General features: G+C 68.8%; 24 protein-coding genes. 9 read left to right on the top strand and 15 right to left on the bottom strand.

The features are described 5' to 3' along the window. Nucleotides 1–5 precede the first annotated feature (5 nt). Entirely contained in the window at nucleotides 6–305 is a 300-nt protein-coding gene (gene gatC, locus G6N57_RS25785; RefSeq protein WP_019343142.1) for an Asp-tRNA(Asn)/Glu-tRNA(Gln) amidotransferase subunit GatC, read from the bottom strand. Between the two features lie 94 nt (nucleotides 306–399). On the opposite strand from gatC, the gene G6N57_RS25790 reads away from it, so the two are divergent. Then, nucleotides 400–1,068, top strand: coding sequence for an ACT domain-containing protein (locus G6N57_RS25790; RefSeq protein WP_204161341.1), 669 nt, complete (start codon nucleotides 400–402; stop codon nucleotides 1,066–1,068). A 10-nt stretch (nucleotides 1,069–1,078) separates the two neighbouring features. Here G6N57_RS25790 and ligA read toward each other — a convergent pair whose 3' ends face one another. Continuing rightward, on the bottom strand, nucleotides 1,079–3,175 hold the full coding sequence (gene ligA / locus G6N57_RS25795; RefSeq protein ID WP_077743864.1) for an NAD-dependent DNA ligase LigA: 2,097 nt from the start codon (nucleotides 3,173–3,175) through the stop codon (nucleotides 1,079–1,081). An 81-nt stretch (nucleotides 3,176–3,256) separates the two neighbouring features. On the opposite strand from ligA, the gene G6N57_RS25800 reads away from it, so the two are divergent. Then, nucleotides 3,257–3,658 (top strand): MmcQ/YjbR family DNA-binding protein, encoded by a 402-nt coding sequence (locus G6N57_RS25800; protein ID WP_039318736.1) that lies wholly within the window; start codon nucleotides 3,257–3,259, stop codon nucleotides 3,656–3,658. 12 nt (nucleotides 3,659–3,670) lie between these two features. After that, the gene (locus G6N57_RS25805; RefSeq protein WP_077743863.1) at nucleotides 3,671–5,245 is read left to right on the top strand and encodes a 4-coumarate--CoA ligase family protein; all 1,575 of its coding nucleotides are present in this window, start codon (nucleotides 3,671–3,673) and stop codon (nucleotides 5,243–5,245) included. On the opposite strand, the gene G6N57_RS25810 is transcribed toward G6N57_RS25805, so the two are convergent. The 12 genes from G6N57_RS25810 to G6N57_RS25865 all read right to left on the bottom strand — a co-directional run bounded on the left by G6N57_RS25810 (nucleotide 5,242) and on the right by G6N57_RS25865 (nucleotide 15,002). Further along, nucleotides 5,242–5,565, bottom strand: coding sequence for an ArsR/SmtB family transcription factor (locus G6N57_RS25810; protein WP_065460594.1), 324 nt, complete (start codon nucleotides 5,563–5,565; stop codon nucleotides 5,242–5,244). The two genes, G6N57_RS25805 and G6N57_RS25810, sit on opposite strands and share 4 nt — an antisense overlap. After that, a complete protein-coding gene (locus G6N57_RS25815; protein WP_077743862.1) occupies nucleotides 5,562–6,056 on the bottom strand; it encodes an SRPBCC family protein in 495 nt (164 codons plus the stop codon). Before G6N57_RS25815 ends, G6N57_RS25810 begins: the two co-directional genes overlap by 4 nt. Nucleotides 6,057–6,125: 69 nt before the next feature. Continuing rightward, nucleotides 6,126–7,136 carry a uroporphyrinogen decarboxylase/cobalamine-independent methonine synthase family protein gene (locus G6N57_RS25820; RefSeq protein WP_077743861.1) on the bottom strand — a complete coding sequence of 337 codons (1,011 nt, stop codon included), beginning with the start codon at nucleotides 7,134–7,136 and terminating at the stop codon, nucleotides 6,126–6,128. Continuing rightward, nucleotides 7,133–8,203 (bottom strand): tRNA 2-thiouridine(34) synthase MnmA, encoded by a 1,071-nt coding sequence (mnmA, locus tag G6N57_RS25825; protein WP_077743860.1) that lies wholly within the window; start codon nucleotides 8,201–8,203, stop codon nucleotides 7,133–7,135. The genes G6N57_RS25820 and mnmA overlap by 4 nt, the downstream gene beginning before the upstream one ends. Continuing rightward, nucleotides 8,200–9,426: a cysteine desulfurase family protein gene (locus tag G6N57_RS25830; protein ID WP_077743859.1), complete on the bottom strand. Its 1,227-nt coding sequence runs from the start codon at nucleotides 9,424–9,426 to the stop codon at nucleotides 8,200–8,202. Before G6N57_RS25830 ends, mnmA begins: the two co-directional genes overlap by 4 nt. A 47-nt stretch (nucleotides 9,427–9,473) precedes the next feature. Continuing rightward, nucleotides 9,474–10,310 (bottom strand): lysophospholipid acyltransferase family protein, encoded by an 837-nt coding sequence (locus G6N57_RS25835; protein WP_077743858.1) that lies wholly within the window; start codon nucleotides 10,308–10,310, stop codon nucleotides 9,474–9,476. After that, complete coding sequence (locus tag G6N57_RS25840) at nucleotides 10,307–11,155, bottom strand: GNAT family N-acetyltransferase (protein WP_077743857.1); 849 nt, start codon at nucleotides 11,153–11,155, stop codon at nucleotides 10,307–10,309. The genes G6N57_RS25835 and G6N57_RS25840 overlap by 4 nt, the downstream gene beginning before the upstream one ends. An 88-nt stretch (nucleotides 11,156–11,243) precedes the next feature. Continuing rightward, entirely contained in the window at nucleotides 11,244–11,903 is a 660-nt protein-coding gene (locus tag G6N57_RS25845) for a nitroreductase (RefSeq protein WP_097925960.1), read from the bottom strand. Beyond that, entirely contained in the window at nucleotides 11,903–12,313 is a 411-nt protein-coding gene (locus G6N57_RS25850; RefSeq protein WP_077743856.1) for a cupin domain-containing protein, read from the bottom strand. The genes G6N57_RS25845 and G6N57_RS25850 overlap by 1 nt, the downstream gene beginning before the upstream one ends. A gap of 1 nt (nucleotide 12,314) precedes the next feature. Continuing rightward, nucleotides 12,315–13,058 carry an SDR family oxidoreductase gene (locus G6N57_RS25855; RefSeq protein ID WP_077743855.1) on the bottom strand — a complete coding sequence of 248 codons (744 nt, stop codon included), beginning with the start codon at nucleotides 13,056–13,058 and terminating at the stop codon, nucleotides 12,315–12,317. 162 nt (nucleotides 13,059–13,220) lie between these two features. Then, a complete protein-coding gene (locus tag G6N57_RS25860; protein ID WP_036439448.1) occupies nucleotides 13,221–14,177 on the bottom strand; it encodes an electron transfer flavoprotein subunit alpha/FixB family protein in 957 nt (318 codons plus the stop codon). A gap of 33 nt (nucleotides 14,178–14,210) precedes the next feature. Further along, a complete protein-coding gene (locus G6N57_RS25865; RefSeq protein WP_036439450.1) occupies nucleotides 14,211–15,002 on the bottom strand; it encodes an electron transfer flavoprotein subunit beta/FixA family protein in 792 nt (263 codons plus the stop codon). Nucleotides 15,003–15,231: 229 nt separating this feature from the next. Here G6N57_RS25865 and G6N57_RS25870 point away from each other — a divergent pair, with 229 nt between their 5' ends. The 6 genes from G6N57_RS25870 (at nucleotide 15,232) to G6N57_RS25895 (ending at nucleotide 21,743) form a co-directional block, all read left to right on the top strand. Beyond that, nucleotides 15,232–16,005, top strand: a complete 774-nt coding sequence (locus G6N57_RS25870; RefSeq protein ID WP_077743853.1) for a class I SAM-dependent methyltransferase — start codon at nucleotides 15,232–15,234, stop codon at nucleotides 16,003–16,005. Continuing rightward, entirely contained in the window at nucleotides 16,002–17,552 is a 1,551-nt protein-coding gene (locus G6N57_RS25875) for a 1,4-alpha-glucan branching protein domain-containing protein (RefSeq protein WP_077743852.1), read from the top strand. Before G6N57_RS25870 ends, G6N57_RS25875 begins: the two co-directional genes overlap by 4 nt. Before the next feature lie 91 nt (nucleotides 17,553–17,643). Next, a complete protein-coding gene (locus tag G6N57_RS25880) occupies nucleotides 17,644–18,885 on the top strand; it encodes a glycosyltransferase family 4 protein (protein ID WP_097925959.1) in 1,242 nt (413 codons plus the stop codon). 40 nt (nucleotides 18,886–18,925) lie between these two features. Further along, nucleotides 18,926–20,320, top strand: coding sequence for an MFS transporter (locus G6N57_RS25885; protein ID WP_077743850.1), 1,395 nt, complete (start codon nucleotides 18,926–18,928; stop codon nucleotides 20,318–20,320). Continuing rightward, nucleotides 20,313–21,071, top strand: a complete 759-nt coding sequence (locus tag G6N57_RS25890; protein WP_097926004.1) for an ArsR/SmtB family transcription factor — start codon at nucleotides 20,313–20,315, stop codon at nucleotides 21,069–21,071. The genes G6N57_RS25885 and G6N57_RS25890 overlap by 8 nt, the downstream gene beginning before the upstream one ends. Nucleotides 21,072–21,134: 63 nt before the next feature. Beyond that, on the top strand, nucleotides 21,135–21,743 hold the full coding sequence (locus tag G6N57_RS25895) for a hypothetical protein (RefSeq protein ID WP_407665954.1): 609 nt from the start codon (nucleotides 21,135–21,137) through the stop codon (nucleotides 21,741–21,743). Between the two features lie 9 nt (nucleotides 21,744–21,752). On the opposite strand, the gene G6N57_RS25900 is transcribed toward G6N57_RS25895, so the two are convergent. Beyond that, nucleotides 21,753–22,496, bottom strand: coding sequence for an acyltransferase (locus G6N57_RS25900; RefSeq protein ID WP_065460570.1), 744 nt, complete (start codon nucleotides 22,494–22,496; stop codon nucleotides 21,753–21,755). Between the last annotated feature and the right edge of the window lie 75 nt (nucleotides 22,497–22,571).

Here is a 22,571-nt window from a genome sequence, read left to right on the forward strand (position 1 = left end):
GCTCGTCATTCACCCTCTCCGAGAATCCGCGGCACGGCGAAGCGTCCGTCTTCGGCACGCGGCGCGGCGGCCAGCGCTTCCTCCTGCGTCAAGCACGGCTGGACCACGTCAGGCCGGCTGACGTTGACGTCCTTGAGCGGGTTGTCCGTCGGCTCCACACCGGTGACGTCGACGGACTGGATCTGACTGACGTGGCCGAGGATGGCATCCAGCTGGCCGGCGTAACTGTCCAGTTCGTCATCGGTCAGCGCCAGGCGCGCCAGACGCGCCAGATGGGCAACCTCGTCTCGGGAGATCTTCGACACGACAAAGCAGCCTAGTCAAAGCACCAAATCGGGCTCCCCTCGGCGGTCCTCAGGGCCGGGCACCGGCATGCCGCAGTGCGCCCGCTGTGCGAAGGTGATGCGCGTGCCTTCGTATCTGCTGCGGGTCCAGCTGGAGGACCGACCAGGCAGCCTCGGCTCACTTGCCGTGGCCCTCGGATCGGTCGGCGCCGACATCCTGTCGCTCGACGTCGTCGAGCGCGGAACCGGCTATGCGATCGACGATCTGGTCGTCGACCTGCCGCAGGGCTCCATGCCGGACACCTTGATCACCGCCGCCGAGAACCTGTCCGGCGTCTACGTCGACAGCATCCGCCCGCATACCGGGCTGCTCGAGGCACACCGCGAGCTGGAGTTGATCGACCACGTCGCCGCCGCGCACTCCAAGGCCGATCGGTTGCGGGTGCTCGCCGAGGAGGCGCCGCGAGTTCTGCGCGTGAGCTGGTGTGTCGTGGTCCGGTCCACCGCAACCGGGGTGGAACGGATCGCCGCGAGTCACGGCGCTCCCGAGACCCAGGCCCAGTCGGCGCCGTGGTTGCCGCTGCAGCAGGCCTCCGCGCTCGACGGCAATGCGGACTGGGTGCCACAGGTGTGGCGCGACATGGACACCACGCTGGCCGCCGCACCGTTGGGCGGCCACGACACCGCCGTGGTGCTGGGCCGCCCGGGCGGTCCGGGCTTCCGTCCCTCGGAGGTGGCGCGGTTGGGCTACCTGGCCGGGATCGTCGCCACGATCCTGCGCTGAGGCGCCGGGGCTAGCTCTCGTCGTCCGGCTCGGGCTCTTGCGGCCGCTCCTGCGGGCCTTCGGCCAGCAGGGCCCGGAATCCGTCCTCGTCCAGGATCGGGACTCCGAGCTCCACGGCCTTGTCGTACTTGGATCCGGGGGCGTCTCCGGCGACCACGTAAGCGGTCTTCTTGGAGACCGAGCTGGCCGCCTTGCCGCCGCGGCTGATGATGGCCTCCTTGGCCTGGTCGCGCGAGAACCCGGGTAGCGAGCCCGTCACCACGATCGACAGGCCTTCCAGCGTGCGTTCGATGCTGGCGTCGCGTTCGTCGGCCATCCGCACTCCGGCGGCGCGCCATTTGTCGACGATGGCCCGGTGCCAGTCGACGGTGAACCAGTCGACAACTGCGGCGGCGATGGTCGGACCCACGCCTTCCACCGCGGCCAGCTGCTCTTCGCTCGCCGCGATGATGGCGTCCAGACTGGCGAACTCGGTGGCCAGCGCCCGCGCCGCGGTGGGGCCCACGTGGCGGATCGACAATGCCACCAGCACGCGCCACAGCGGCTGGGCCTTGGCCTTGTCCAGATTGGCCAGCAACCGCTTGCCGTTTGCCGAGAGTTCTCCGGCCTTGGTGGTGAACAGTTCGGTGCGGAGCAACTGCTCGGCAGTCAGCGTGAACAGATCGCCCTCGTCGGCGATCACGCCGGCCTGCAACAGCGCGGTGGCCGCCTCGTAGCCGAGCCCCTCGATGTCGAACGCGCCGCGGCCCGCGACGTGAAACACCCTCTCCCGCAACTGCGCCGGGCAACTGCGGGTATTGGGGCAGCGGATGTCGGCGTCGCCTTCTTTGGCCGGGGCCAGCACCGTGCCGCACTCGGGGCAGTTGGTCGGCATGACGAACGCGTGCTCGGATCCGTCGCGCAGGTCGACCACCGGGCCGAGCACCTCGGGGATGACGTCACCGGCCTTGCGGATCACCACGGTGTCGCCGATCAGCACGCCCTTGCGCTGCACTTCGGTCGCGTTGTGCAACGTGGCCAGGCCGACGGTGGAGCCGGCCACCTTGACCGGCTCCATGTAGGCGAACGGGGTGACCCGGCCGGTCCGGCCGACACTCACCCGGATGTCGAGCAGCTTGGTGGTGGCCTCTTCCGGTGGGTATTTGTAGGCCACCGCCCAGCGTGGCGCGCGTGAGGTCGAGCCGAGCCGGCGCTGCAGGGCCACCTCGTCGACCTTTACCACCAGACCGTCGATCTCGTGGTCGACGTCGTGGCGGTGCTCGCCCCAGTAGGCGATCCGCTCGGCGACCGCGGCGACCCCGGAAACCTTTGCGGTGTGCGCGGATACGGGGAGTCCCCATTGGCCCAGCGCCCGGTACGCGTCGTGCAAGGAAGCGGGGCTGAAGCCTTCGGCGTAGCCGAGCCCGTGGCAGATCATCCGGAGTTTGCGCCGCGCGGTGACCGCGGGATTCTTCTGCCGCAACGACCCCGCCGCGCTGTTCCGGGGATTGGCGAACGGGGGCTTGCCCTCCGCGACCAACCCGGCGTTGAGCTCCTCGAAGTCGGCCACCCGGAAGAACACCTCACCGCGCACCTCCAGCACGTCGGGCACCGGAAACTCGTCGGAGGCCGCCAGTTGCTCGGGGATGTCGGTGATGGTGCGGGCGTTGAGCGTCACGTCCTCACCGCTGCGCCCGTCACCGCGGGTGGCGGCCCGCACCAGCCGGCCGTTGCGGTAGACCAGCGCGAGCGCGACGCCGTCGATCTTCAGCTCGCACAGGAAGTGCGCGGCGTCGCCGGTCTCCCCCTTGATCCGGGCGGCCCAGGCCGAAAGCTCGTCGGAATCGAACACGTTGTCCAGGGACAGCATCCGTTCCAGATGCTCGGCCGGGGCGAATTCGGTGGCGAACCCGGCGCCGCCGACCAGTTGGGTCGGGGAATCCGGGGTCCGCAGTTCCGGATGCTCCTCCTCGAGCGCCTGCAGTTGCCGCAGCAGCGCGTCGAAATCCGCGTCGGAGATGACCGGCGCGTCTTTGACGTAGTACCGGAACTGATGCCCCCGTACCTCTTCTGCGAGTTCCTGCCAACGTCGTCGCAGGTCAGCGTCTCCAGCGTCGTTCGAGGTCACCCCCGCAGGTTAGTCCAGGGCTATGACACCGGAGTCAGCCGCTGGTCGAGGCGGTACCGGGCGTCCCACTAATCTAAGGGGATGCCGCACCCGATCATGTTCAGCGACGACGACTTGGGCCTGGCCGAACTCCGCACCGTTGCCCTGGGGTTTCCCGAGGCGTTCGAGAAGATTTCGTGGGGCAGGCCGGTGTTCTGCGCGCCGAAGATGTTCGCCATGTACGGCGGCAACGTCAAACCCGAGGGCCGCGGCGAGATGGTGCCGTATCCGCATTCGCTGCTGATCAAGGTCGACGAGAGCGACCGACGGGCACTCGAACAGGACAGCCGTTTCTTCTTCCCGGCCTACATGGGCCCCTTCGGCTGGCTTGGTCTGGACTTCACTGCGGCAAAGGTGGATTGGGGCGAGGTTCGCGAACTTGTCGACGCCTCGTTCCGCCTGGTCGCCTCACGCCGGCTCATCAAACAACTCGACGAGAACTGATCGGAAGCAGCCATGAGTATCGCCAGCCCGTTCCCCGACGTCGACCTGCCAACGGTCAGCGTCTACGACTACCTGTTCGCCGACATGTCGGCGGCCGATGCCGGCCGGATCGCCTTGGTGGACGCCAAGTCCGGTACCGAGACCAGCTACGGCGATCTGGTCCGCCGGATCGACGCCTTCGCCGGCGGGTTGGCCGCACGCGGGATCGGTGTCGGTGACGTGGTGGCGCTGTTGTCCCCCAACAGTTCTGGTTTCGCGATCGCGTTCCACGGGATCCTGCGCGCGGGTGCCACCGCCACCACCGTCAACGCGTTGTTCACCGCGCGGGACATCACCAAGCAGCTCAAGGATTCGAACGCGCGCCTGCTGGTCACGGTGAACGCGTTGCTGCCGCAGGCGCTCGAGGGAGCAACCGCAGCCGGCCTGACCGAAGACCAGGTGGTGGTGCTCGACGGCGCGGGCCTCGGCGCAGAGGGGCCGGCACGCGACGTGAGCTTCGATCCGGCCACGCACCTGGCCGTCCTGCCGTACAGCTCGGGCACCACGGCCAACCCCAAGGGGGTCATGCTCACCCACGCCAACCTGACGGCCAACGTGGCCCAGATCCGCCCGCTGCAGGGCCTGACTTCCGACGACCGGCTGTTGGCCGTGCTGCCGTTCTTCCACATCTACGGCATGACGGTGCTGCTCAACGCCGCCCTGCACGCTCGCGCCCGACTCGTCATCATGCCGTCGTTCGATCTCGGCGAATTCCTGGACAACATCGCGACCCACCGGTGCACATTCGTCTACATCGCCCCGCCGGTGGCCGTCGCCCTGGCCAAGCACCCCCTGGTCGATTCCTATGACCTGTCCTCACTGCGGGCCGTCCTGTCCGGCGCGGCCTCGCTCGACGCCGACCTCGGGCGTGCCGTGGCAGATCGTCTGAGCTGCACGGTGTCTCAGGGTTACGGCATGAGCGAGCTGAGCCCGGTCAGCCACATCACCCCGCACGACGGCGGACTGGCGACCGTCGGCACGGTGGCGCCGCTGGACTCGTGCGGCTGGACCGTCCCCAACGGCGTGAGCAAGCTGGTCGACCCTGACACCGGCGATGAGATCGGCATCCCGGCAGAGGGTTTGAGCGCGACCGGCGAACTGTGGTTCAAGGGGCCCAACGTGATGGCCGGCTACCTCAACAATGAGGCGGCCACCAAGGAGACCATCGACGACGATGGGTTCCTGCACACCGGAGATCTGGCCCAGGTCGATGCCAACGGCTGCGTCTATGTCGTGGACCGGCTGAAGGAACTCATCAAGTACAAGGGCTACCAGGTGCCGCCCGCCGAACTGGAGGCCGTGCTGCTCGGCCACCCCGGGATCGCCGATGCCGCGGTGATCGGGGTGCAGGACCGGGATTCCGGCGAGGAAGTGCCGAAAGCCTTTGTGGTCAAACAGCCTTCGTCGGAGTTGAGTGCCGACGAAGTGATGGCGTTCGTGGCCGGACTGGTCGCGCCCTACAAGAAGGTGCGCCAGGTCGAGTTCATCGACGCGATCCCCAAGTCGTCGGCCGGCAAGATCCTGCGCCGGGAGCTCCGCGGCCGTTAGTCCTCGACGTAGGCCCGCAGCCGGTCGATGGCGCTGTCCCAGCGCCGTGACAGCGCCGTGAGGTAGTCACTGGCCTGCACCAGCGGTTCGGGCTGGATCCGCCAGATGCGTTCGCGGCCTTTGCGATCACTGGTCACCAGACCCACCGCCTCCAGCAGCAGCAAGTGCTTTGTCGCGGCCTGCCGCGTCACCGGAATCACCTGTGTCAGCTGCACCGTCGAACACGGGCCGCCCTCACAGAGCCGGGTGACGATGCGTAGCCGGTTGGGATCGCCGAGCGCGTCGAACAAGGGTGCGCGCTCGGCGACGGCGGCCGTCACACCGGCTCGCCGAGCGCGAGGTACTTGCGCACCATCTCGGCCTGATGGGCCCAACCCTGACTGTTGGCCTCGAACGCCGACTTCCGCCGCTCGGCGGGAATCGCGTCGAATCCCGATTCGACGATACGCAGCAGAACCCCGCCGTCGGCCTCGGCCAGGGTGAACTCGACGAGGGTGGTGGGCGCCTCCGGCTCACGGGAGCCGGGCTCGACGGCGTACGGGTGCCAGCGGAAGGCCAATCGATGCGGCGGTTCGACCGCCACGATGTGCCAGGCGTCGGCCTCACCCACATACGGCTCCTGCATGGCGGCGACCTCCTCGTCGACCTCGGTCGGCGTGATCACCCCGTTGACGGACTCCCCCGCGACGAAGGGCCCGTCGAACCGGACCCCGAACCAGCGGCCGAATTCCTCGGAATCGCTGATGGCCCGCCACACTCGCTCCAGGGGCGCCTTGAGCAGAACTTCCTTCTCGATCCGATCGGTACTCATATGCAACCTTTCAGTTGCCCTTCAGCCTACGACCGCAGGAAGTCAAACGCAACCTTTTGGTTGCTTTTTCTAGATGGCGTCCGGATCTTCGGCGAAGGCGTCGGCAGCCTTCTGCGTGAGTTCCACCGCGGTGCGCGCCCACTGCGATGTGGCCCCCGCCAGGCCGCAGGTCGGCGTGATGCCGATGCGATCCCTCAGCACGGCCCGCGCGAACCCGAGCCGGTCGGTGAGCGACACCGCCGCCTTGGCGACCTCTTCGAACGACGGCCTGCCCTCGGGCGCGACGGAGGGCACCACACCGAGCAGCACGGTGCGCCCGGAGTCGACGAACTCCCCGACACCGTCCAGATCCGCGGGCGTCAGGGTCGAGACATCTACCGACACCGCGTGAACAGCACTGCGCAACAACGCCTTCCACGGCAGCTCTGGTGCGCAGCTGTGCAGGGCGACCTCGGTGCCTGCCGCTGCCACACAGGCGTCGATCAGGTTCATCGCCAATGGCTCGTCCGCCGGGTGCACCGGCGTGAAGCTGGTGACGCCGGAGAGCCGGCCCGCCAGTGCGGCGGGCAGCGACGGCTCGTCCAGCTGGACCACCACCGGAGTTTCCAGCCGCCGGGTCACCTCGGCCCGGTGGATGGCCAACCCCTCGGCGAGTGAGGCCGAGAGATCGCGCAGCGCACCGCGATCGGTGATGACGCGATGCCCGTTGGGCAGTTCGAGTTGGGCGGCCAGCGTGATGGGGCCCGGCGCCTGCACCTTGACCGCGCGGCCACTACCGCGCAGCCCGGCACGCTCCCAGGCCTCTTCCAGTGCGTCGATGTCCTCGCCGAGCAGGCTCACCGCGCGTCGCAGCGCAGTGCTGCGGCGACCGGCGATGCGGTAGCCGCGCGGGACTGTGTCGATGCCGATGTCGACCAGCAACGCCCCGCCCCGCCCGATCAGGTCGGCACCGATTCCCCGGGCCGGAAGCTCCACGAGATGCGACAGGTTGTGCAGTTCACCGACGACGACTTCGGCAGCGGCCCGCGCGTCGGTACCGGGCCAGGATCCGATACCGGTCGCCGTTGCGAAGGCACTCACGCGCGTGCGATGGTCGCGCTGGCGATGACCTCGTCGCCCTCGGCGTCGGGGCGGTACAGCACCATGGTCTGGCCTGGTGCCACCCCGCGCAGCGGTGCCCGCAGCGAAACCGTCAAGCGACCGTCGCGCAGCTCGGCCACCGCGTCGGTGATCCCGCCGTGCGCGCGCACTTGAATCTGGCATTCCACCGGACCGTCGAGCGGGGTACCGCTGGTGAACACCGGCTTGTCGCCGAACAGCTCCCGCACCTCAAGGTCCTCGACGGGTCCGACCCGCACCGTCCCGGTCTCGGCGTCGATGGCGGTGACATAGCGTGGTCGGCCGTCGGCCCCGGGACCCGGGATACCCAGACCCTTGCGCTGCCCGATCGTGAAACCGTGTACGCCTTCGTGTTCGGCGAGCACCGTGCCGTCGTTGTCGAGCACCGCTCCGGGCCGGATGCCGATACGGGCGCCCAGGAATGCCTGGGTGTCACCGGACGGGATGAAGCAGATGTCATGACTGTCGGGCTTTTTCGCGACGGCCAGGCCACGCTCGGCGGCCTCGGCCCGGATCTGCGGCTTGGGGGTGTCGCCGATCGGGAAGATCGCATGCGCGAGCTGGTCGGCGGTCAGCACACCCAGCACGTAGGACTGGTCCTTGTCGGCGTCGACCGCGCGGCGCAGCCGGCCATCGGCCAGCCGGGCGTAGTGGCCGGTGGCCACCGCATCGAAGCCGAGCGCCAGGGCCCGTGCCGCGAGCGCGGAGAACTTGATCCGCTCATTGCACCGCACACAGGGATTCGGGGTCTCGCCGCGGGCGTACGACTCGACGAAGTCGTCGATCACGTCGTCCTTGAACCGGTCGGCGAAATCCCATACGTAGAACGGGATGTCGAGAATGTCGGCGACCCGGCGGGCATCGCCGGCGTCCTCCTTGGAGCAGCATCCCCGTGAGCCGGTGCGCAACGTGCCCGGCGCCGACGACAATGCCATGTGCACCCCGACGACGTCGTGGCCGGCATCGACCATCCGGGCTGCGGCCACCGAGGAATCCACGCCGCCGCTCATCGCGACCAGGACTCTCATGAGAACGTCCTCCCCGCGCTGGCCAGCGCCGCCTGCCGGGCTCGCTCGACGGCCGCGGGCAGCACCTCGAGCACCGCGTCGACGTCCGCGTCGGTGCTGGTGTGTCCCAACGAGAATCGCAGTGACCCACGCGCGGTGGCCGGGTCGGCACCCATGGCGATCAGGACGTGCGACGGCTGCGCCACACCCGCGGTGCACGCCGAGCCGGTGGAGCATTCGACACCCTTGGCGTCGAGCAGCATCAGCAGCGAATCACCTTCGCAGCCACGGAAAGTGAAGTGGGTGTTCGCCGGGAGCCGCCCGGCCCCCCGCGCGCCGTTGAGCTGGGTGTCCTCGATCGTGGACAACACGCCGTCGATCAGCCGGTCCCGCAATGCCTGAACCCGGGCACTGTGCTCGGCCAGCCCTCCGATGGCCACCTCGGCCGCTGCGGCCATCGCCACGGTGCCTGCCACGTCGGGTGTCCCGGACCGGACGTCGCGCTCCTGTCCGCCGCCGTGCAGCAGTGGCACGCACGCGGTGTCCCGACGCAGTACCAGTGCGCCGATGCCCATCGGACCGCCGAACTTGTGCGCGGCGACGCTCATCGCCGCCAGCCCGGCGGCGGTGAAATCGACCGGGATCTGTCCGACGGCCTGGATTGCGTCACTGTGCATCGGGATCTCGAACTCGGCGGCGATGGCGGCCAGCTCGGCGATCGGCATGATCGTGCCGACTTCGTTGTTGGCCCACATGATGCTGATCAGGGCCACGTCAGCGGGCCCGTCGCCCTCCTCGAGTGCAGCGCGCAGCGACTCGGGTGCGACAGCCCCCTCGGCGTCGACCGGCAGCCAGGTCACCTCGGCACCTTCGTGGTCGACCAGCCACTGCACGGCGTCCAAGACGGCGTGGTGCTCGACGGCGGTGGTGATGATCCGGCGCCGGGCCGGCTCGGCATCGCGGCGGGCCCAGTAGATGCCCTTGACGGCGAGGTTGTCGCTCTCGGTGCCACCGGCGGTGAAGATCACCTCCGACGGGCGGCAGCCCAGGAGGCGAGCCAACGTCTCGCGGGCCTCCTCCATCCGCCGGCGGGCCTGGCGACCGGAGCCATGCAGGGAGGACGCGTTGCCGACGGTGGCCAGTGCAGCGGTCATCGCCTCGATGGCAGCGGCGTGCATCGGGGTGGTGGCGGCGTGATCGAGATAGACCGGCCCGCCTGAGGAGGAGGTCAGGATGGAGGCCATAACCCTCCTAGGATAGCCGCTGGCGGACTACCCGCTTTCCCGCCGCCTCAGGCCGCCAGGGCGTGCGCGGGAGCGCCAGGGAGCTCCTGGTGGCCGCGCACCACCGCCTCGCAGCGCCCGGCCAGGGCCCGCCGATCGTCTCCGGGCAGCTGAAGCGACCCCACGTGGACATGGCACACCGTGCGACGTGCGGTGATGACCCGTCGCACCGACCGCAGCAGGGTGTCCTCCCCCACAAAGGCCGGAATCGTCGAGGGCCGGCCGTCGCGGTGACGGTAGACCAGTCGCAGCGGCTGTACGGGCCGGGCCGCGTCGATCGCGGCCTGGAACATGGCAGGCCGGAACGGTCCGTAGGCCAGGCCGCACCAGGTGGTGCCTTCCGGGAAGGCCACCACCGTGTGCCCGGCGCGCAGGCGTTCGGCCACGGTGTGCACCACCGCGGGCAGCCGGCGCAGGCTGCCCCGGTCGATCGGGATCACCTTCATCACCCGGGCCAGCCGGCCCACCGCGGGCCATTCGACGAGATCGGCGCGGGCCACGAACGAGCCGGGCAGCACCGCACCGATCGTGAAGATGTCCAGCCACGACACGTGCCCGCTGACCACGAGCACGCCCTTCAGGTTGCGAATAGGACCACCCGACAGGCTGATTCGAACTCCGAAGCAGCGCAGCATCAACCGGCAGTAGAACCGCTGCACATGCGAGCGGCCCGGCATCGGCACCGCCAGCAGCGGCACCCCGGGCGCCAGGAGCACGGCCATGCTGACCCGCACCGAGGTGCGAATCCAGACCACGAGCCGACGGCCGGCGTCGGCACCGCCGGCATGAACACAGCTGCCGTCGCACGAGGCCTTGGGCAGCCACGAATGTTCACACGTGGTCATGATGCGGCTCCGCCCATCCCGTCGGCCATGTCGGCTGCCGCCGACACCGAGCGCAGTCGCTTCAGGTAGCGGACGTCGGCGCGGCGCTTGTCCAGCAGGGCCGGGAAGTCGCCGACCCCGAAGTCGGGGTCGTGGGCCGGCTCGCCGCACACCTGCGCGCCCAGGCGCAGATAGCCGCGCATCAGCGGCGGCACCGTGGTGCGTGACGGCGGGTCGATGTCGTCGAGCCCTCTGCCGTCCAGGACCACCGGGCGGTACGGGTACACCGTGTGTTCGGTGGGTGCGGCGTGGCGACGCCGCACGAAGTCACGGACCCCGCGGATCTGGGTTCCGGGCGGGCCGTCGGCGTTCCCGGCGACGGGCACCGAAACGCAGCCCGTCACGTAGTCGTATCCCGAGCGGTCCAGGTAGGCCAGGATGCCCGCCCACATGAGCAGGACGACGGCGCCATTGCGGTGGTCGGCCCGCACCACCGCGCGGCCCATCTCGACCAGGGACGGCCGCAGTGCGTCGAGACCGCGGACGTCGAACTCGGTGGCGGTGTAGAGCCCACCCGCGGCGATCGCGCCGGGCGGCGGCAGCATCCGGTAGCAGCCCACGAGTTCACCGGTGCGGTCCTCACGCACCAGCAGGTGGTCGCAGTGCTCGTCGAATCGGTCCGCGTCACGTCCGTCGGTAGCCCCGGTGAGTGCGAATCCGGGTTCGGAGGTGAACACGTCGTGACGGAGCCGCTGGGCGGCTTCGATGAGCTCGGAATCGGCGGACAACAGGAGGGTGTAGCGCGGCGCATCGGGCGCCGTGCCGTCGGTGTGATCAGCGGCGATGAGTACAGATGCAGTGCTCATAACCAGCACGGTCGCCCAGTCGGGTCTCCGTACGGCATCGCCCGTGTGACATGTCTGTGAGCGCCAGGTGACTTTTTGTCCTGCCCGGTCAGTCCTGCCGGAACACCACGTTCTCACTGAGCGGGTTGCGTGGTGTGTCCAGGTGATTGGCGGGAAAGTCGGGGTCGGCGTAGCCGATCGACAACCCGCTCAGGACCGTCAGATGGTCGGGGATGTCGAGTTGTTCACGCAGCACCTCCGGATAGAACGAGATCGACACCTGCACGCAACTGCCGATTCCCCGTTCGTTCAGCGCCAGAAGCAGTGTCTGCAGGAACATCCCGACGCCCATCGCATCGACGTTCGTGAAATCCCGGTGCATGCAGACCACCCCGGCCACGGGTGCGTGGAAGAACGCCCAGTTGCGCTTCTGGGCGGCCCAGCGGCCCTCGGCGTCGTCGCGGGCGATCCCCATCGCCCCGTAGACCAGGGCACCGCTCTCCCGCCGCAGGTGCGCGAACCGCGGCGGCAGGCCCGCGGAGCCGATCGCCGGCGGGGCCGCCTCGACCGCGGTGAGCAGCGCGTCCACCAATCGGGCGCGCCGCTCACCGGTGGCGAAGAAGACGTGCCAGGGCTGCGTGTTCGAGTTCGACGGCGCCCGCACTGCCAGCGCGAGCGCCTCGTCCAGAAGCTCTCGCGGAACCGGCTTGTCCAGCAAGAACATTCGCGATGACCTCCGCGACCGGACAACGTCGCCGAACTCGGCCATCAGCGAACCCGGCGGTCCTTGCGAGCTTCGAGTTCGTCGTCCTCGACGACGACGAGCATCGGTTCGCCGGGCACGCACAGCATGTTGACGAGGAACTTCAGCGGGATGTCGTCACGGTTGTTGGCATCCGAGTAGTGGATCACGTCACCACCGGGTTCCCAGAACGCCTCGCCGGCCTTCACCACCCGCGGGGCCTCACCCTCCAGTTCGAAGAGCATCTCCCCCTCCAGCACGTAGCCGAAGGCGGGCCCGGCGGGGTGCCGGTGTGGCGGCGCGCCCGGTGACCCGGCGGGCCACTCGATGATCGTGGTCATCACTTCGGCGTTCGGCGGGATGAACGGCGGTGTCGCGGTGGCGATCACGGTCATCGCATCGTGGAGCGCCTGCTCGCGCTCAGCGGAGACCGGCATGTCAGTGTGCCCCGGACCATGCGGCCCAACGGGTTTCACCGAGAATCCCGTCGTCACCGGTGACCAGGCTGTTGTCGTCGACCGCGGTCCCGAAATACGTTGCCTGCGGATCGATCACGACCGGCTTGTCGTCGCCCTGCTCGGCCAGTACCGCGCGGGCCATGTCGGCGAACGAGAACTTGTCGGGCCCACCGATGTTGACGATTCCGCCCCGCGGCGCGGCCTGCGCGGCCTTGGCCACCTCGGCGGCGACATCGTCGACGGAGATCAGCTGGATCCGGGCGTCGGGAACGCGGACCTCGTCACCGACCGCCAGCGACGCGGTGATGGCCTCGGCGAATTCCTGGAACTGGGTGGCCCGCACGATGGTGTACGGCAGACCGGAAGCGGTGATGTTCTTCTCCTGCGCCACCTTGGCCCGCATGTAGCCGCTGTCCGGCAGTCCGTCGGCACCCACGATCGACAACGCGACGTAGTGCCCGACCCCGGTCTCCTTCGCGGCAGCCGCGAGGTTGTGCGAGGACTTGGTGAAGAAGTCCATCACGGGGCCGTCCTCGAACGAAGGCGAGTTGACCACGTCGACCAGCACCTGGGCCCCGGTCAGCGCCTCCACCAGGCCCTCACCGGTGAGAACGTTCGCACCCGAGGACAGGGAGGCAGCCACCACGTCGTGGCCGGCTTCGGTGAGCAACCGCACGACCCGCGAGCCGATCTGGCCGCTGGCACCTATGACTGTGATTTTCATTGTGCGAATCCTTTTCTCGACGAGATGACAGGATCAACACTGGCACCGTGGGCCGAGATTCAAACCCTGGAAAGTCCGTAGTCGGCGCAGATAGTTGCCCATGACAGCACAGAACCCCGGCGCACCAGGTGCACCGGGGTTCTGCGTGACGCGTTTGGCGATCTATCCCTTGCGGGCCTTGACCGCCTCGGTCAGCTGCGGGCTGACCTTGAACAGGTCACCGACGATGCCGAGGTCGGCGATCTCGAAGATCGGCGCTTCCTCGTCCTTGTTCACCGCGATGATCGTCTTCGACGTCTGCATGCCGGCGCGGTGCTGGATCGCGCCCGAGATGCCCAGGGCGATGTACAGCTGCGGCGACACGGTCTTGCCGGTCTGGCCGACCTGGAACTGGCCCGGGTAGTAGCCCGAGTCGACCGCGGCGCGGGAGGCACCGACGGCGCCACCCAGCGAGTCGGCCAGCTCCTCGACGACCGAGAAGCTCTCGGCGCTGCCGACACCACGACCACCGGCGACCACGACGCTGGCCTCGGTGAGCTCGGGGCGGTCACCGGCAACGGCGGGCTCGCGCTTGGTGATCTTGGTCGCGTTCTCGGCCTGGGCCGGGACCTCGACGTTGACGACCTCGCCGGCACCGTCGGCCGGGGCGGCCTCGATCGCGCCCGGACGCACGGTGATCACCGGGGTGTCACTGGTGACCTGAGCCTCGACGGTGAAGGCGCCACCGAAGATGCTGTGGACGCCCACGGCACCTTCGCGGACCTCGACCACGTCAACCAGCAGACCCGAGCCGATCCGCGCGGCCAGGCGGGCGGCGATTTCCTTGCCGTCAGCGGTGGCCGCGACGATCACGCCGGCGGGGGCGGCCGACTCGGCCAGCCCGGCCAGCACGTCGACGACGGGGGTGAGCAGGTAGGTCTCTGCGTCGTCCGACTCGGCGACGTAGATCTTGGCCGCACCGGCGGCCTTCAGGCCGTCGACCAGCGGAGCCGCGGTGCCCGGCTTGCCCACCACAACGGCGGAGGGCTCACCCAGGGCGCGGGCGGCGGTGATGAGTTCGGCGCTGACCTTCTTCAATGCGCCTTCGGAGTGCTCAACGAGCACAAGTACTTCAGCCATGAGTTCTCGTTACGTCTTTCGGAAGTGGGTGGGCTAGATCAGCTTTTGGGCAACCAGGTACTCGGCGATCTTCGTGCCGCCGTCACCTTCGTCGGTCACCTTCTCACCGGCGGTCTTCGGCGGCTTCGGGGTCGAAGACAGCACCTTGGAACCGGCATTGGCGACGCCGACCTCGTCAGCTTCCACGCCGATCTCGGCGAGGGTGAGCACGGTGACTTCCTTCTTCTTGGCGGCCATGATGCCCTTGAAGGAGGGGAAGCGGGGCTCGTTGATCTTCTCGTTGACGCTGACCACAGCCGGGAGCGTCGCCTCGAGGGTGAACACGCCCTCGTCGGTCTCACGCTCGGCGGTGACCTTGCCGCCCTCGACGGTCAGCTTGCGCACGTGGGTCAGCTGCGGCAGGCCCAGGTACTCGGCGATCACGGCCGGGACCGCGCCTCCGACGCCGTCGGTGGCCTCGTTACCGGCGATGACCAGCTCGGTGCCCTCGATGGTGCCCAGCGCGCGGGCCAGGGCCCAGCCGGTCTGGATCACGTCGGAGCCGTGCATGCCGTCGTCCTTGAGGTGCACAGCCTTGTCGGCACCCATGGACAGCGCCTTGCGGATCGCCTCGGTGGCGCGCTCCGGGCCGGCGGTCAGCACGGTGACGGTGCTGTCTCCGCCCTCACGCTCCTTGATCAACAGCGCCTCTTCCACGGCGCGCTCGTTGATCTCGTCGAGCACGGCGTCGGCAGCCTCGCGGTCGAGGGTGAAATCGCCGTCGGACAGCTTGCGCTCCGACCAAGTGTCTGGGACCTGTTTGATCAGGACCACGATGTTCGTCATGACTCTGGTTCGTCCTCCTCGATGAGACCGGTGGCCCGGGCTCATATCACGTTCTAGGCAACTAGCATCATGTTACCGGTCGGTAACTTTTGATGGTTCGCAGGAACACCATAGCTGGTCGGAGTTTGTATTCCGGCCTCCCCTACCACACCCCTGAGGTATGGGAACCGTTGGTTGATTGGCCACCGACCCCTTCAACCTGGGCAAGGCTGGGTTAGCCTGCCTTCCAATGAGCGCATTCGTTGGCGACCCGGATCACGCCCTACCCCTGACCGGCGAGCGGACCATCCCCGGCCTGGCCGAGGAGAATTACTGGTTTCGCCGGCATGAGGTGGTGTACCAGCGACTGGCGGGCCGGTGCGTCGACCGAGAGGTCCTCGAAGCCGGCTGCGGCGAAGGCTACGGCGCCGACCTGATCGCCGACGTCGCACGTCGCGTCGTGGCACTGGACTACGACGAGGCCACGGTGGCACACGTGCGGGCCCGCTACCCGAGGGTGCAGATCCAGCACGGCAACCTGGCCGAGCTGCCCCTGGCCGACCAGTCGGTCGACGTCGTGGTGAACTTCCAGGTCATCGAACACCTTTGGGATCAAGGTCAATTCGTCTCCGAATGCTTCCGGGTGCTGCGGCCCGGCGGCGTGTTCCTGGTCTCCACCCCCAACCGGATCACCTTCTCCCCCGGTCGCGACACCCCGCTCAACCCGTTCCACACCCGCGAGCTCAACGCCGCGGAGCTGACCGAACTGCTGCACGACGCGGGCTTCGAGGTCGAGTCGATGCTCGGGGTGTTTCACGGTGCCGGGCTGGCCGAACTCGACGCCCGGCACGGCGGCTCGATCATCGAGGCGCAGGTGCAGCGCGCCGTGGCCGACGCGCCCTGGCCCGAGCAGCTGCTCGCCGACGTGGCCGCCGTCGGCATCGACGACTTCGATCTCACCTCCGCGACCGAACGCAACATTGACGACAGCCTCGACCTGGTCGCGATCGCGGTGCGGCCGTGACGCATCCCACCGCAGACCCCGAACCTGCACCAGGTCTGTTCACGCTCGTCCTGCACACCCACCTGCCCTGGCTGGCCCATCACGGCCGCTGGCCGGTCGGCGAGGAGTGGCTGTACCAGTCCTGGGCCGCGGCGTACCTGCCGTTGATGCGGGTGCTGCGCGGGCTGGCCGCCGAGGACCGCAGCCACCTGATCACCCTCGGCATGACGCCGGTGGTCACCGCGCAGCTCGACGACCCCTATTGCCTGGCGGGCATGCACCACTGGCTGGCCAACTGGCAGCTGCGAGCCCAGGAGGCCACCACGCTGCGTGAGCCGGAAGGCTTGCGGCAGTTCGGCATTCGCGAATACGCGGAGGCCGGCGCGGCGATCGAGGAGTTCACCACCCACTGGCGGCACGGCGCCAGCGGGCTGTTGCGCCAGCTGATCGACGCCGAGACCATCGAGCTCCTCGGCGGCCCGCTGTCGCACCCGTTCCAGCCGCTGCTCAACCCGCGGTTGCGCGAGTTCGCCCTGCGCGAAGGTCTGGCCGATGCGCAGCAGCGATTCGCTCACACCCCGGTCGGCATCTGGGCGCCCGAATGTGCGTACGCCCCCGGCATGGAGACCGGTTACGCCGCGGCCGGGGTCGGGCACTTCATGGTGGACGGACCCTCGCTGCACGGTGACACCGCGCTCGGCCGCCCGGTCGGCGAGTCCGATGTGGTGGCTTTCGGGCGCGACCTGCAGGTGAGCTACCGCGTGTGGTCGCCGAAGTCCGGCTACCCCGGCCATGCCGCGTATCGGGATTTCCACACCTATGACCACACCACCGGCCTCAAGCCGGCCCGGGTCACCGGTCGCAACGTCCCGTCCGAGGAGAAGGCGCCCTACGATCCGCAGCGCGCCGACCGGGCGATCGACGAGCACGTCGCCGACTTCGTCGAGGTGGTCCGTCGCCGCCTGATCAGCGAGAGCGAGCGGATCGGCCGCCCGGCCCACGTCGTGGCCGCATTCGACACCGAGTTGTTCGGCCACTGGTGGTACGAGGGCCCGGAGTGGCTCGGCCGGGTGTTGCGGGCGCTGCCGGCAGCCGGGGTGCGGGTCGGCACCCTCGCGGATGCCAAGGCCGGCGGATTCGTCGGCGCCCCGGTCGAATTGCCGCCCAGCTCATGGGGTTCGGGCAAGAACTGGCAGGTCTGGAACGGCGAGAAGGTCGCCGATCTGGTGCAGCTCAACAGCGAGGTGGTGGACGGCGCCCTGAGCACGGTCGACAAGGCGCTCGCCCAGCACGCCGCGGTCGGCGCACCGACCGCGCGCGACCGGGTGGCCGATCAGATCCTGCGGGAGACGCTGTTGACGGTGTCCAGCGACTGGCCGTTCATGGTGAGCAAGGATTCGGCCGCCGATTACGCCCGCTACCGCGCACACCTGCACGCGCACGCCACCCGCGAGATCTCCGACGCCCTGGCCTCGGGCCGCCGCGACCATGCCGAGCGCCTCGCCGACGGCTGGAACAAGGCCGACGGACTGTTCGGTGCCCTCGACGCCCGGCGTCTGCCAAAATGACCACCAGCGCGAGCGTGCGCGTCTGCCGCTCGACACCCCGCCAAACCTCAGCATTGTGCGCACGCTCGCACCGGCACGAAGGCCCGCAGTCATGAAGATCCTGATGGTGTCATGGGAGTACCCGCCCGTCGTCGTCGGCGGTCTGGGCAGGCATGTGCACCACCTGGCCACGGCACTGGCCGAGGCCGGCCACGAGATCGTGGTCCTCAGCCGCAGGCCCACCGACACCGACCCCAGCACGCACCCGTCCACCGACGAGGTCAGCGAAGGCGTGCGCGTGGTGGCAGCTGCGCAGGATCCGCACGAGTTCGAGTTCGGCACGGACATGATGGCCTGGACCCTGGCCATGGGTCACTCGATGGTGCGCACCGGCCTTGCGGTCAAAGACAATTCGGGTGACCGCTGGGTACCCGACCTGGTCCACGCCCACGATTGGCTGGTGGCCCATCCTGCCATCGCACTGGCCGAATACTTCGATGTGCCATTGGTTTCCACCATCCATGCCACCGAGGCGGGCCGGCATTCCGGCTGGGTCTCCGGCCCGATCAGCCGCCAGGTGCACGCCGTGGAATCGTGGCTGGTGCGCGAATCCGATTCGCTGATCACGTGTTCGGCGTCGATGAGCGATGAGATCACCGAGCTGTTCGGTCCCGAACTGTCCGAGATCAGGGTGATCCGCAACGGGATCGACGCCGATCTCTGGCCGTTCGCCCCACGGCGCCCCCACCAGGGCCCACCCGAACTCCTCTACCTCGGCCGCCTGGAATACGAGAAGGGCGTGCACGACGCGATCGCGGCCCTGCCCCGGATCCGGCGCGCACATCCCGGTACCACCCTGACCATCGCCGGTGACGGTACCCAGCAGCAGTGGCTCGTCGAGCAAGCCCGAAAGCACAAGGTGCTCAAGGCAACCCGGTTCGTCGGACGGCTCGGCCACGAGGAACTGCTCCAGGCCCTGCAGTCCGCCGATGCCGCCGTGCTGCCCAGCCACTACGAGCCGTTCGGCATCGTGGCACTGGAGGCCGCGGCCACCGGAACCCCGCTGGTGACGTCCAACGTGGGCGGTCTCGGCGAAGCCGTGATCGACGGCCAGACCGGAATGTCCTTCGCACCCCGGGATGTGGCGGGCCTGGCCGCGGCGGTCCGCGCAGTACTCGACGACCCCGAGGCCGCGCAGCGCCGGGCGATCGCCGCCCGCGAGCGCCTCAGCGCCGACTTCGACTGGCACACCGTGGCCGCCGAGACCAGCCAGGTCTACCTGGCCGCCAAACGTGCCGAGCGGGAGCCACATTCGCGCCGGCCGATCGTCGAGCACGCACTGCCCGACCGCTGATTCGACCGGCGTCGAATCAATCCGCACATAGCGTGCGGATATGGCTCCACCACGGTCCCCAGTCGTCACGCTGATCGCCGCTTACCTCGGGCTGTTCATCGGCCTGGTCGATGCGAACGCCGTCAACCTGGCACTACCGGCGATCGGCGACGACCTCGGCGGCGGGGTGGCCGGTGCGCAGTGGACCATCGACTCCTACAACGTGACGTTCGCGGCGTTTCTGCTCACCGCGGGGTCACTGGGAGACCGGTTCAGCCGGCGACGCATGCTGCGCATCGGCTTGGCGACGTTCGTCACGGCGTCGATCGCCTGCGCGCTGAGCCCGTCGCTGACGGTGTTACTGGTGGCACGGGCGATTCAGGGACTCGGCGCGGCGATGATGCTGCCGCAGGGCCTGGCCATCGCCGCGGCGGTCTATCCGGATCCGCGTGGCCGGGCCCGGGCCACGGCGGCGTGGGCGATGGCCGCGGCCAGTAGCACCGCGCTCGGTCCACTGCTCGGCGGCGTCCTGGCCGAAACCATCGGCTGGCGCTGGATCTTCTGGGTCAACGTGCCGGTCGGTCTGCTGGCGCTGGCGGCCAGCGCCACGCATCTGCCGGATTCGCGCGATCCGGATGCCGCCCGCCTCGATCTGCCCGGTCAGGGTCTGGCCGTCCTGGCGCTCGGTGCCGCGACCCTGGTCCTGGTCGAGGGACACGACTGGGATTGGCGGGAGACGGTTCTGGTCAGCGCAACGGCGGTGGCCGCGTTCATCGCATTCCTGGCCGTCCAGAGTCGGAGCCCGCACCCGATGCTGCCGCTGGGCCTGTTCGGCAGCCGCCGGCTGGTCGGCGCTCTGCTGGCCACCTTCGCGATGACGTTCGGCATCTACGGGCTACTGCTGGTGAACAGCTTTGCCTTCCAACAACTCCGGGGCACCGGCGCGTTGACGACTGCTGTGTGGTTCTTGCCGATGGCGATCGTCTACCTGCTGTTGATTCCGGTGGCCAACATGTTGGTCCGTCGCGCCGGCCCGCGCCCGGTGATGGCGGCAGGGCTGGTGCTGATGGCGGCAGGCTCACTGCTCTACGCCGCGGCCGGGCCATTGGGCGGCATCGGATGGCTGGAGCTGTCCTTCGTGCTCGCGGGTGCCGGGCTGGCTCTCAACACCGGCCCGGCGGTGACGCTGGCGATGGACGCGATCCCGTTGGGGCGGGCGGGGCTGGCCGCGGGCGTGGTGAATCTGGCCCGGCTGCTGGGTATCACTGTCGGGGTCGCGGTGTTGGGTAGTGCCATGACAGTCGTCGGTGGTGCCGCCGGGGTGCGGACCGCACTGCTGGTCGGCGCCGGCTGCCAGTTGGTCGGCGCGGTGCTGGCGCTACGGCTGACGCGTCGCACCCGGGGAGCGGGCACACCACGCGTCCAGACCGTCGGGAAGGAGTCGTGTCATGCGTGAGGCCCAGGAGCTGGCTGAGGCGACCGAGGTGGACATCGCCGCGGTGGCCGCGCTGCTGGCCGATCCGGCACGCTGCAAGGTGCTGCTGGCGCTCGACGACGGCCGCGCTCTGCCTGCCGGCGTGCTGGCCGAGGAAGCCGGGATCAGCCGTCCGACTGCCAGCAGTCATCTCGCCAAGTTGACCGAGGCAGGCCTGCTCACGGTCCGCACGCAAGGCCGTCACCGCTACTACCGGCTGGCCGGGCCCGAGGTCGGTGCGCTCATCGAGCAACTCGGGCGGCTGGCGCCGGTCCGGCCCGTCACCTCGCTGCGGGAGGGCACGCGTGCAGCTCGGCTGCGCTCCGCCCGAACCTGTTACGACCACATCGCCGGGCGGCTCGGGGTGCAGCTGATGGGCAGCCTGCTCGATCGCGGTGTCCTCACCGGCGGGGACGGGTGGTTTCACCCCGGCGGCACCGACCGGCTGAGCAGCCCGGGCCACGATGTGGCCTATCAACTCACCGACGACGGCCGCCGCCTGCTGTCGCAGATGGGTGTCGAATTACCCACCGGCCCTAGGCCACTGGTGCGCTACTGCGTCGACTGGACTGAGCAGCGGCACCACATCGCCGGTGGGTTGGGCCGGGCCATTCTCGACCAGTTCCTGGCCGCGGAGTGGCTGCGCCGCACTCCGCGGCACCGCGCCCTCACTGTCACCGCTGCCGGCCGTGCCGCCCTGAACGATCGATTCGGCATCGACTGGACCGGCTGACGCGGGCGTTCGAGAATCGCCGATCCGCTGTCAGCCGCGGCGAGGGCCACGCACAATCGAGGCGTGACCCGGACCTGGAGACTCGGCATACGTACCGCCCTCACCGCATTCGTCGGCACAACGCTCGCCTTCGGCTCGGCCGCCCCGGCGACCGCCGAACCCAACGGCACCGCGCCCTCCCTGCCTGCGTTCGTGCCCCATCCGTCGGACTGGTCGCCGAACTACACGGTGTTCCCCTACAACCTGTGGCAGGTGCGGGTCATACCCGAGCAGATCGATGCTCAACGCGAGTCCTGCCAGTGGTTCAACGCCCAGTACGGCACGTTGATGGGGCAGATCGTGGGGTTCCAGAACTTCCTGGGCGGGCAGCACGACTACTGGACCGCGCCCGGCGTGCAGGCCGCGGGCGACGCCGTGAAAGCCAACGTGGATCAGTCGGCAGCGTTCCTCGATCCCCGCGCCCACACCTTGTACATCACGAATTACCCGGACCAGAGCCAGTATTCACCGCTGTACAACGGTGACTCGATCTACCACCTGTGGTATCAGCTGACGCAGATCAGCGACAAGATCGCCAAGCAACAGCCGGCCGGGGTGATCAACGCCAACATCGCGACGGCCAACGTCTACGGCAACGTGATCCGCGACTCGGGGGTGTGCAACGGGGCCTGAGCAGCCCGGTCAGTTGCTGTTGGCCGCCTTCTTGCGCTCGATGTCGGCCAGTGCCGCGGCGAGTTCGGCGCGCTCGGCGGCCGAGGTCTCCCAGTCCAGCTTGCGGTTCTTGACCACCTTGGCCGGCGCCCCGACGGCGATCGAGAAATCCGGGATCTCACCCTTGACCACGGCATGAGCCCCCAGCACGCAGCCGCGGCCGATCGAGGTGTTGCGCAGGATGGTGACCTTGGCGGCGATCCAGGTGTCCGGGCCGATGCGCACCGGGCCCTTGACGATGCCCTGGTCCTTGATGGGCATCTCGATGTTGTCCATCTTGTGGTCGAAGTCGCACACATAGCACCAGTCGGCCATCAGCGCGGAGTCGCCGAGCTCGATGTCGAGGTAGGTGTTGATCACGTTGTCGCGGCCCAGCACCACCTTGTCGCCGATGCGCAGCGAGCCTTCGTGGCAGCGGATGGTGTTCTTGTCGCCGATGTGGACCCAGCGGCCGATCTCCATCTGCGCCAGTTCCGGGGTGCACTGGATCTCCACGCCCTTGCCGAGGAAGACCATGCCGCGGGTGATGATGTGCGGGTTGGCCAGCTTGAACTTCAGCAGCCGCCAGTACCGCACCAGGTACCACGGGGTGTAGGCACGATTGTCGATGACCCATTTCAGCGACGCCTTCGTCAGGAAATCGGCCTGGCGCGGATCACGCAGCCGGGAGCCACGCCAGCGCTTGTGAATCGGAGCGCCCCACATCGTCGTCATGGCCGGACAGCCTACGCGAGGTCAACAGGCGCATTACCGGGTCCTGCCACGTGGCCGGGTACCCTCACGTGGGCC

This window comes from Mycolicibacterium boenickei (assembly GCF_010731295.1).
GTDB lineage: Bacteria > Actinomycetota > Actinomycetes > Mycobacteriales > Mycobacteriaceae > Mycobacterium > Mycobacterium boenickei.

What these genes read in the sequence shown, in the direction of transcription:
- G6N57_RS25800 (WP_039318736.1), top strand. Translation starts at nt 3,257, where the DNA reads ATGCCGCACCCGATCATGTTCAGCGACGACGACTTGGGCCTGGCCGAA.
- G6N57_RS25805 (WP_077743863.1), top strand. Translation starts at nt 3,671, where the DNA reads ATGAGTATCGCCAGCCCGTTCCCCGACGTCGACCTGCCAACGGTCAGC.
- G6N57_RS25815 (WP_077743862.1), bottom strand. Translation starts at nt 6,056, where the DNA reads ATGAGTACCGATCGGATCGAGAAGGAAGTTCTGCTCAAGGCGCCCCTG.
- mnmA (WP_077743860.1), bottom strand. Translation starts at nt 8,203, where the DNA reads ATGAGAGTCCTGGTCGCGATGAGCGGCGGCGTGGATTCCTCGGTGGCC.
- G6N57_RS25830 (WP_077743859.1), bottom strand. Translation starts at nt 9,426, where the DNA reads ATGGCCTCCATCCTGACCTCCTCCTCAGGCGGGCCGGTCTATCTCGAT.
- G6N57_RS25835 (WP_077743858.1), bottom strand. Translation starts at nt 10,310, where the DNA reads ATGACCACGTGTGAACATTCGTGGCTGCCCAAGGCCTCGTGCGACGGC.
- G6N57_RS25840 (WP_077743857.1), bottom strand. Translation starts at nt 11,155, where the DNA reads ATGAGCACTGCATCTGTACTCATCGCCGCTGATCACACCGACGGCACG.
- G6N57_RS25845 (WP_097925960.1), bottom strand. Translation starts at nt 11,903, where the DNA reads ATGGCCGAGTTCGGCGACGTTGTCCGGTCGCGGAGGTCATCGCGAATG.
- G6N57_RS25850 (WP_077743856.1), bottom strand. Translation starts at nt 12,313, where the DNA reads ATGCCGGTCTCCGCTGAGCGCGAGCAGGCGCTCCACGATGCGATGACC.
- G6N57_RS25855 (WP_077743855.1), bottom strand. Translation starts at nt 13,058, where the DNA reads ATGAAAATCACAGTCATAGGTGCCAGCGGCCAGATCGGCTCGCGGGTC.
- G6N57_RS25860 (WP_036439448.1), bottom strand. Translation starts at nt 14,177, where the DNA reads ATGGCTGAAGTACTTGTGCTCGTTGAGCACTCCGAAGGCGCATTGAAG.
- G6N57_RS25865 (WP_036439450.1), bottom strand. Translation starts at nt 15,002, where the DNA reads ATGACGAACATCGTGGTCCTGATCAAACAGGTCCCAGACACTTGGTCG.
- G6N57_RS25870 (WP_077743853.1), top strand. Translation starts at nt 15,232, where the DNA reads ATGAGCGCATTCGTTGGCGACCCGGATCACGCCCTACCCCTGACCGGC.
- G6N57_RS25880 (WP_097925959.1), top strand. Translation starts at nt 17,644, where the DNA reads ATGAAGATCCTGATGGTGTCATGGGAGTACCCGCCCGTCGTCGTCGGC.
- G6N57_RS25885 (WP_077743850.1), top strand. Translation starts at nt 18,926, where the DNA reads ATGGCTCCACCACGGTCCCCAGTCGTCACGCTGATCGCCGCTTACCTC.
- G6N57_RS25890 (WP_097926004.1), top strand. Translation starts at nt 20,313, where the DNA reads ATGCGTGAGGCCCAGGAGCTGGCTGAGGCGACCGAGGTGGACATCGCC.
- G6N57_RS25900 (WP_065460570.1), bottom strand. Translation starts at nt 22,496, where the DNA reads ATGACGACGATGTGGGGCGCTCCGATTCACAAGCGCTGGCGTGGCTCC.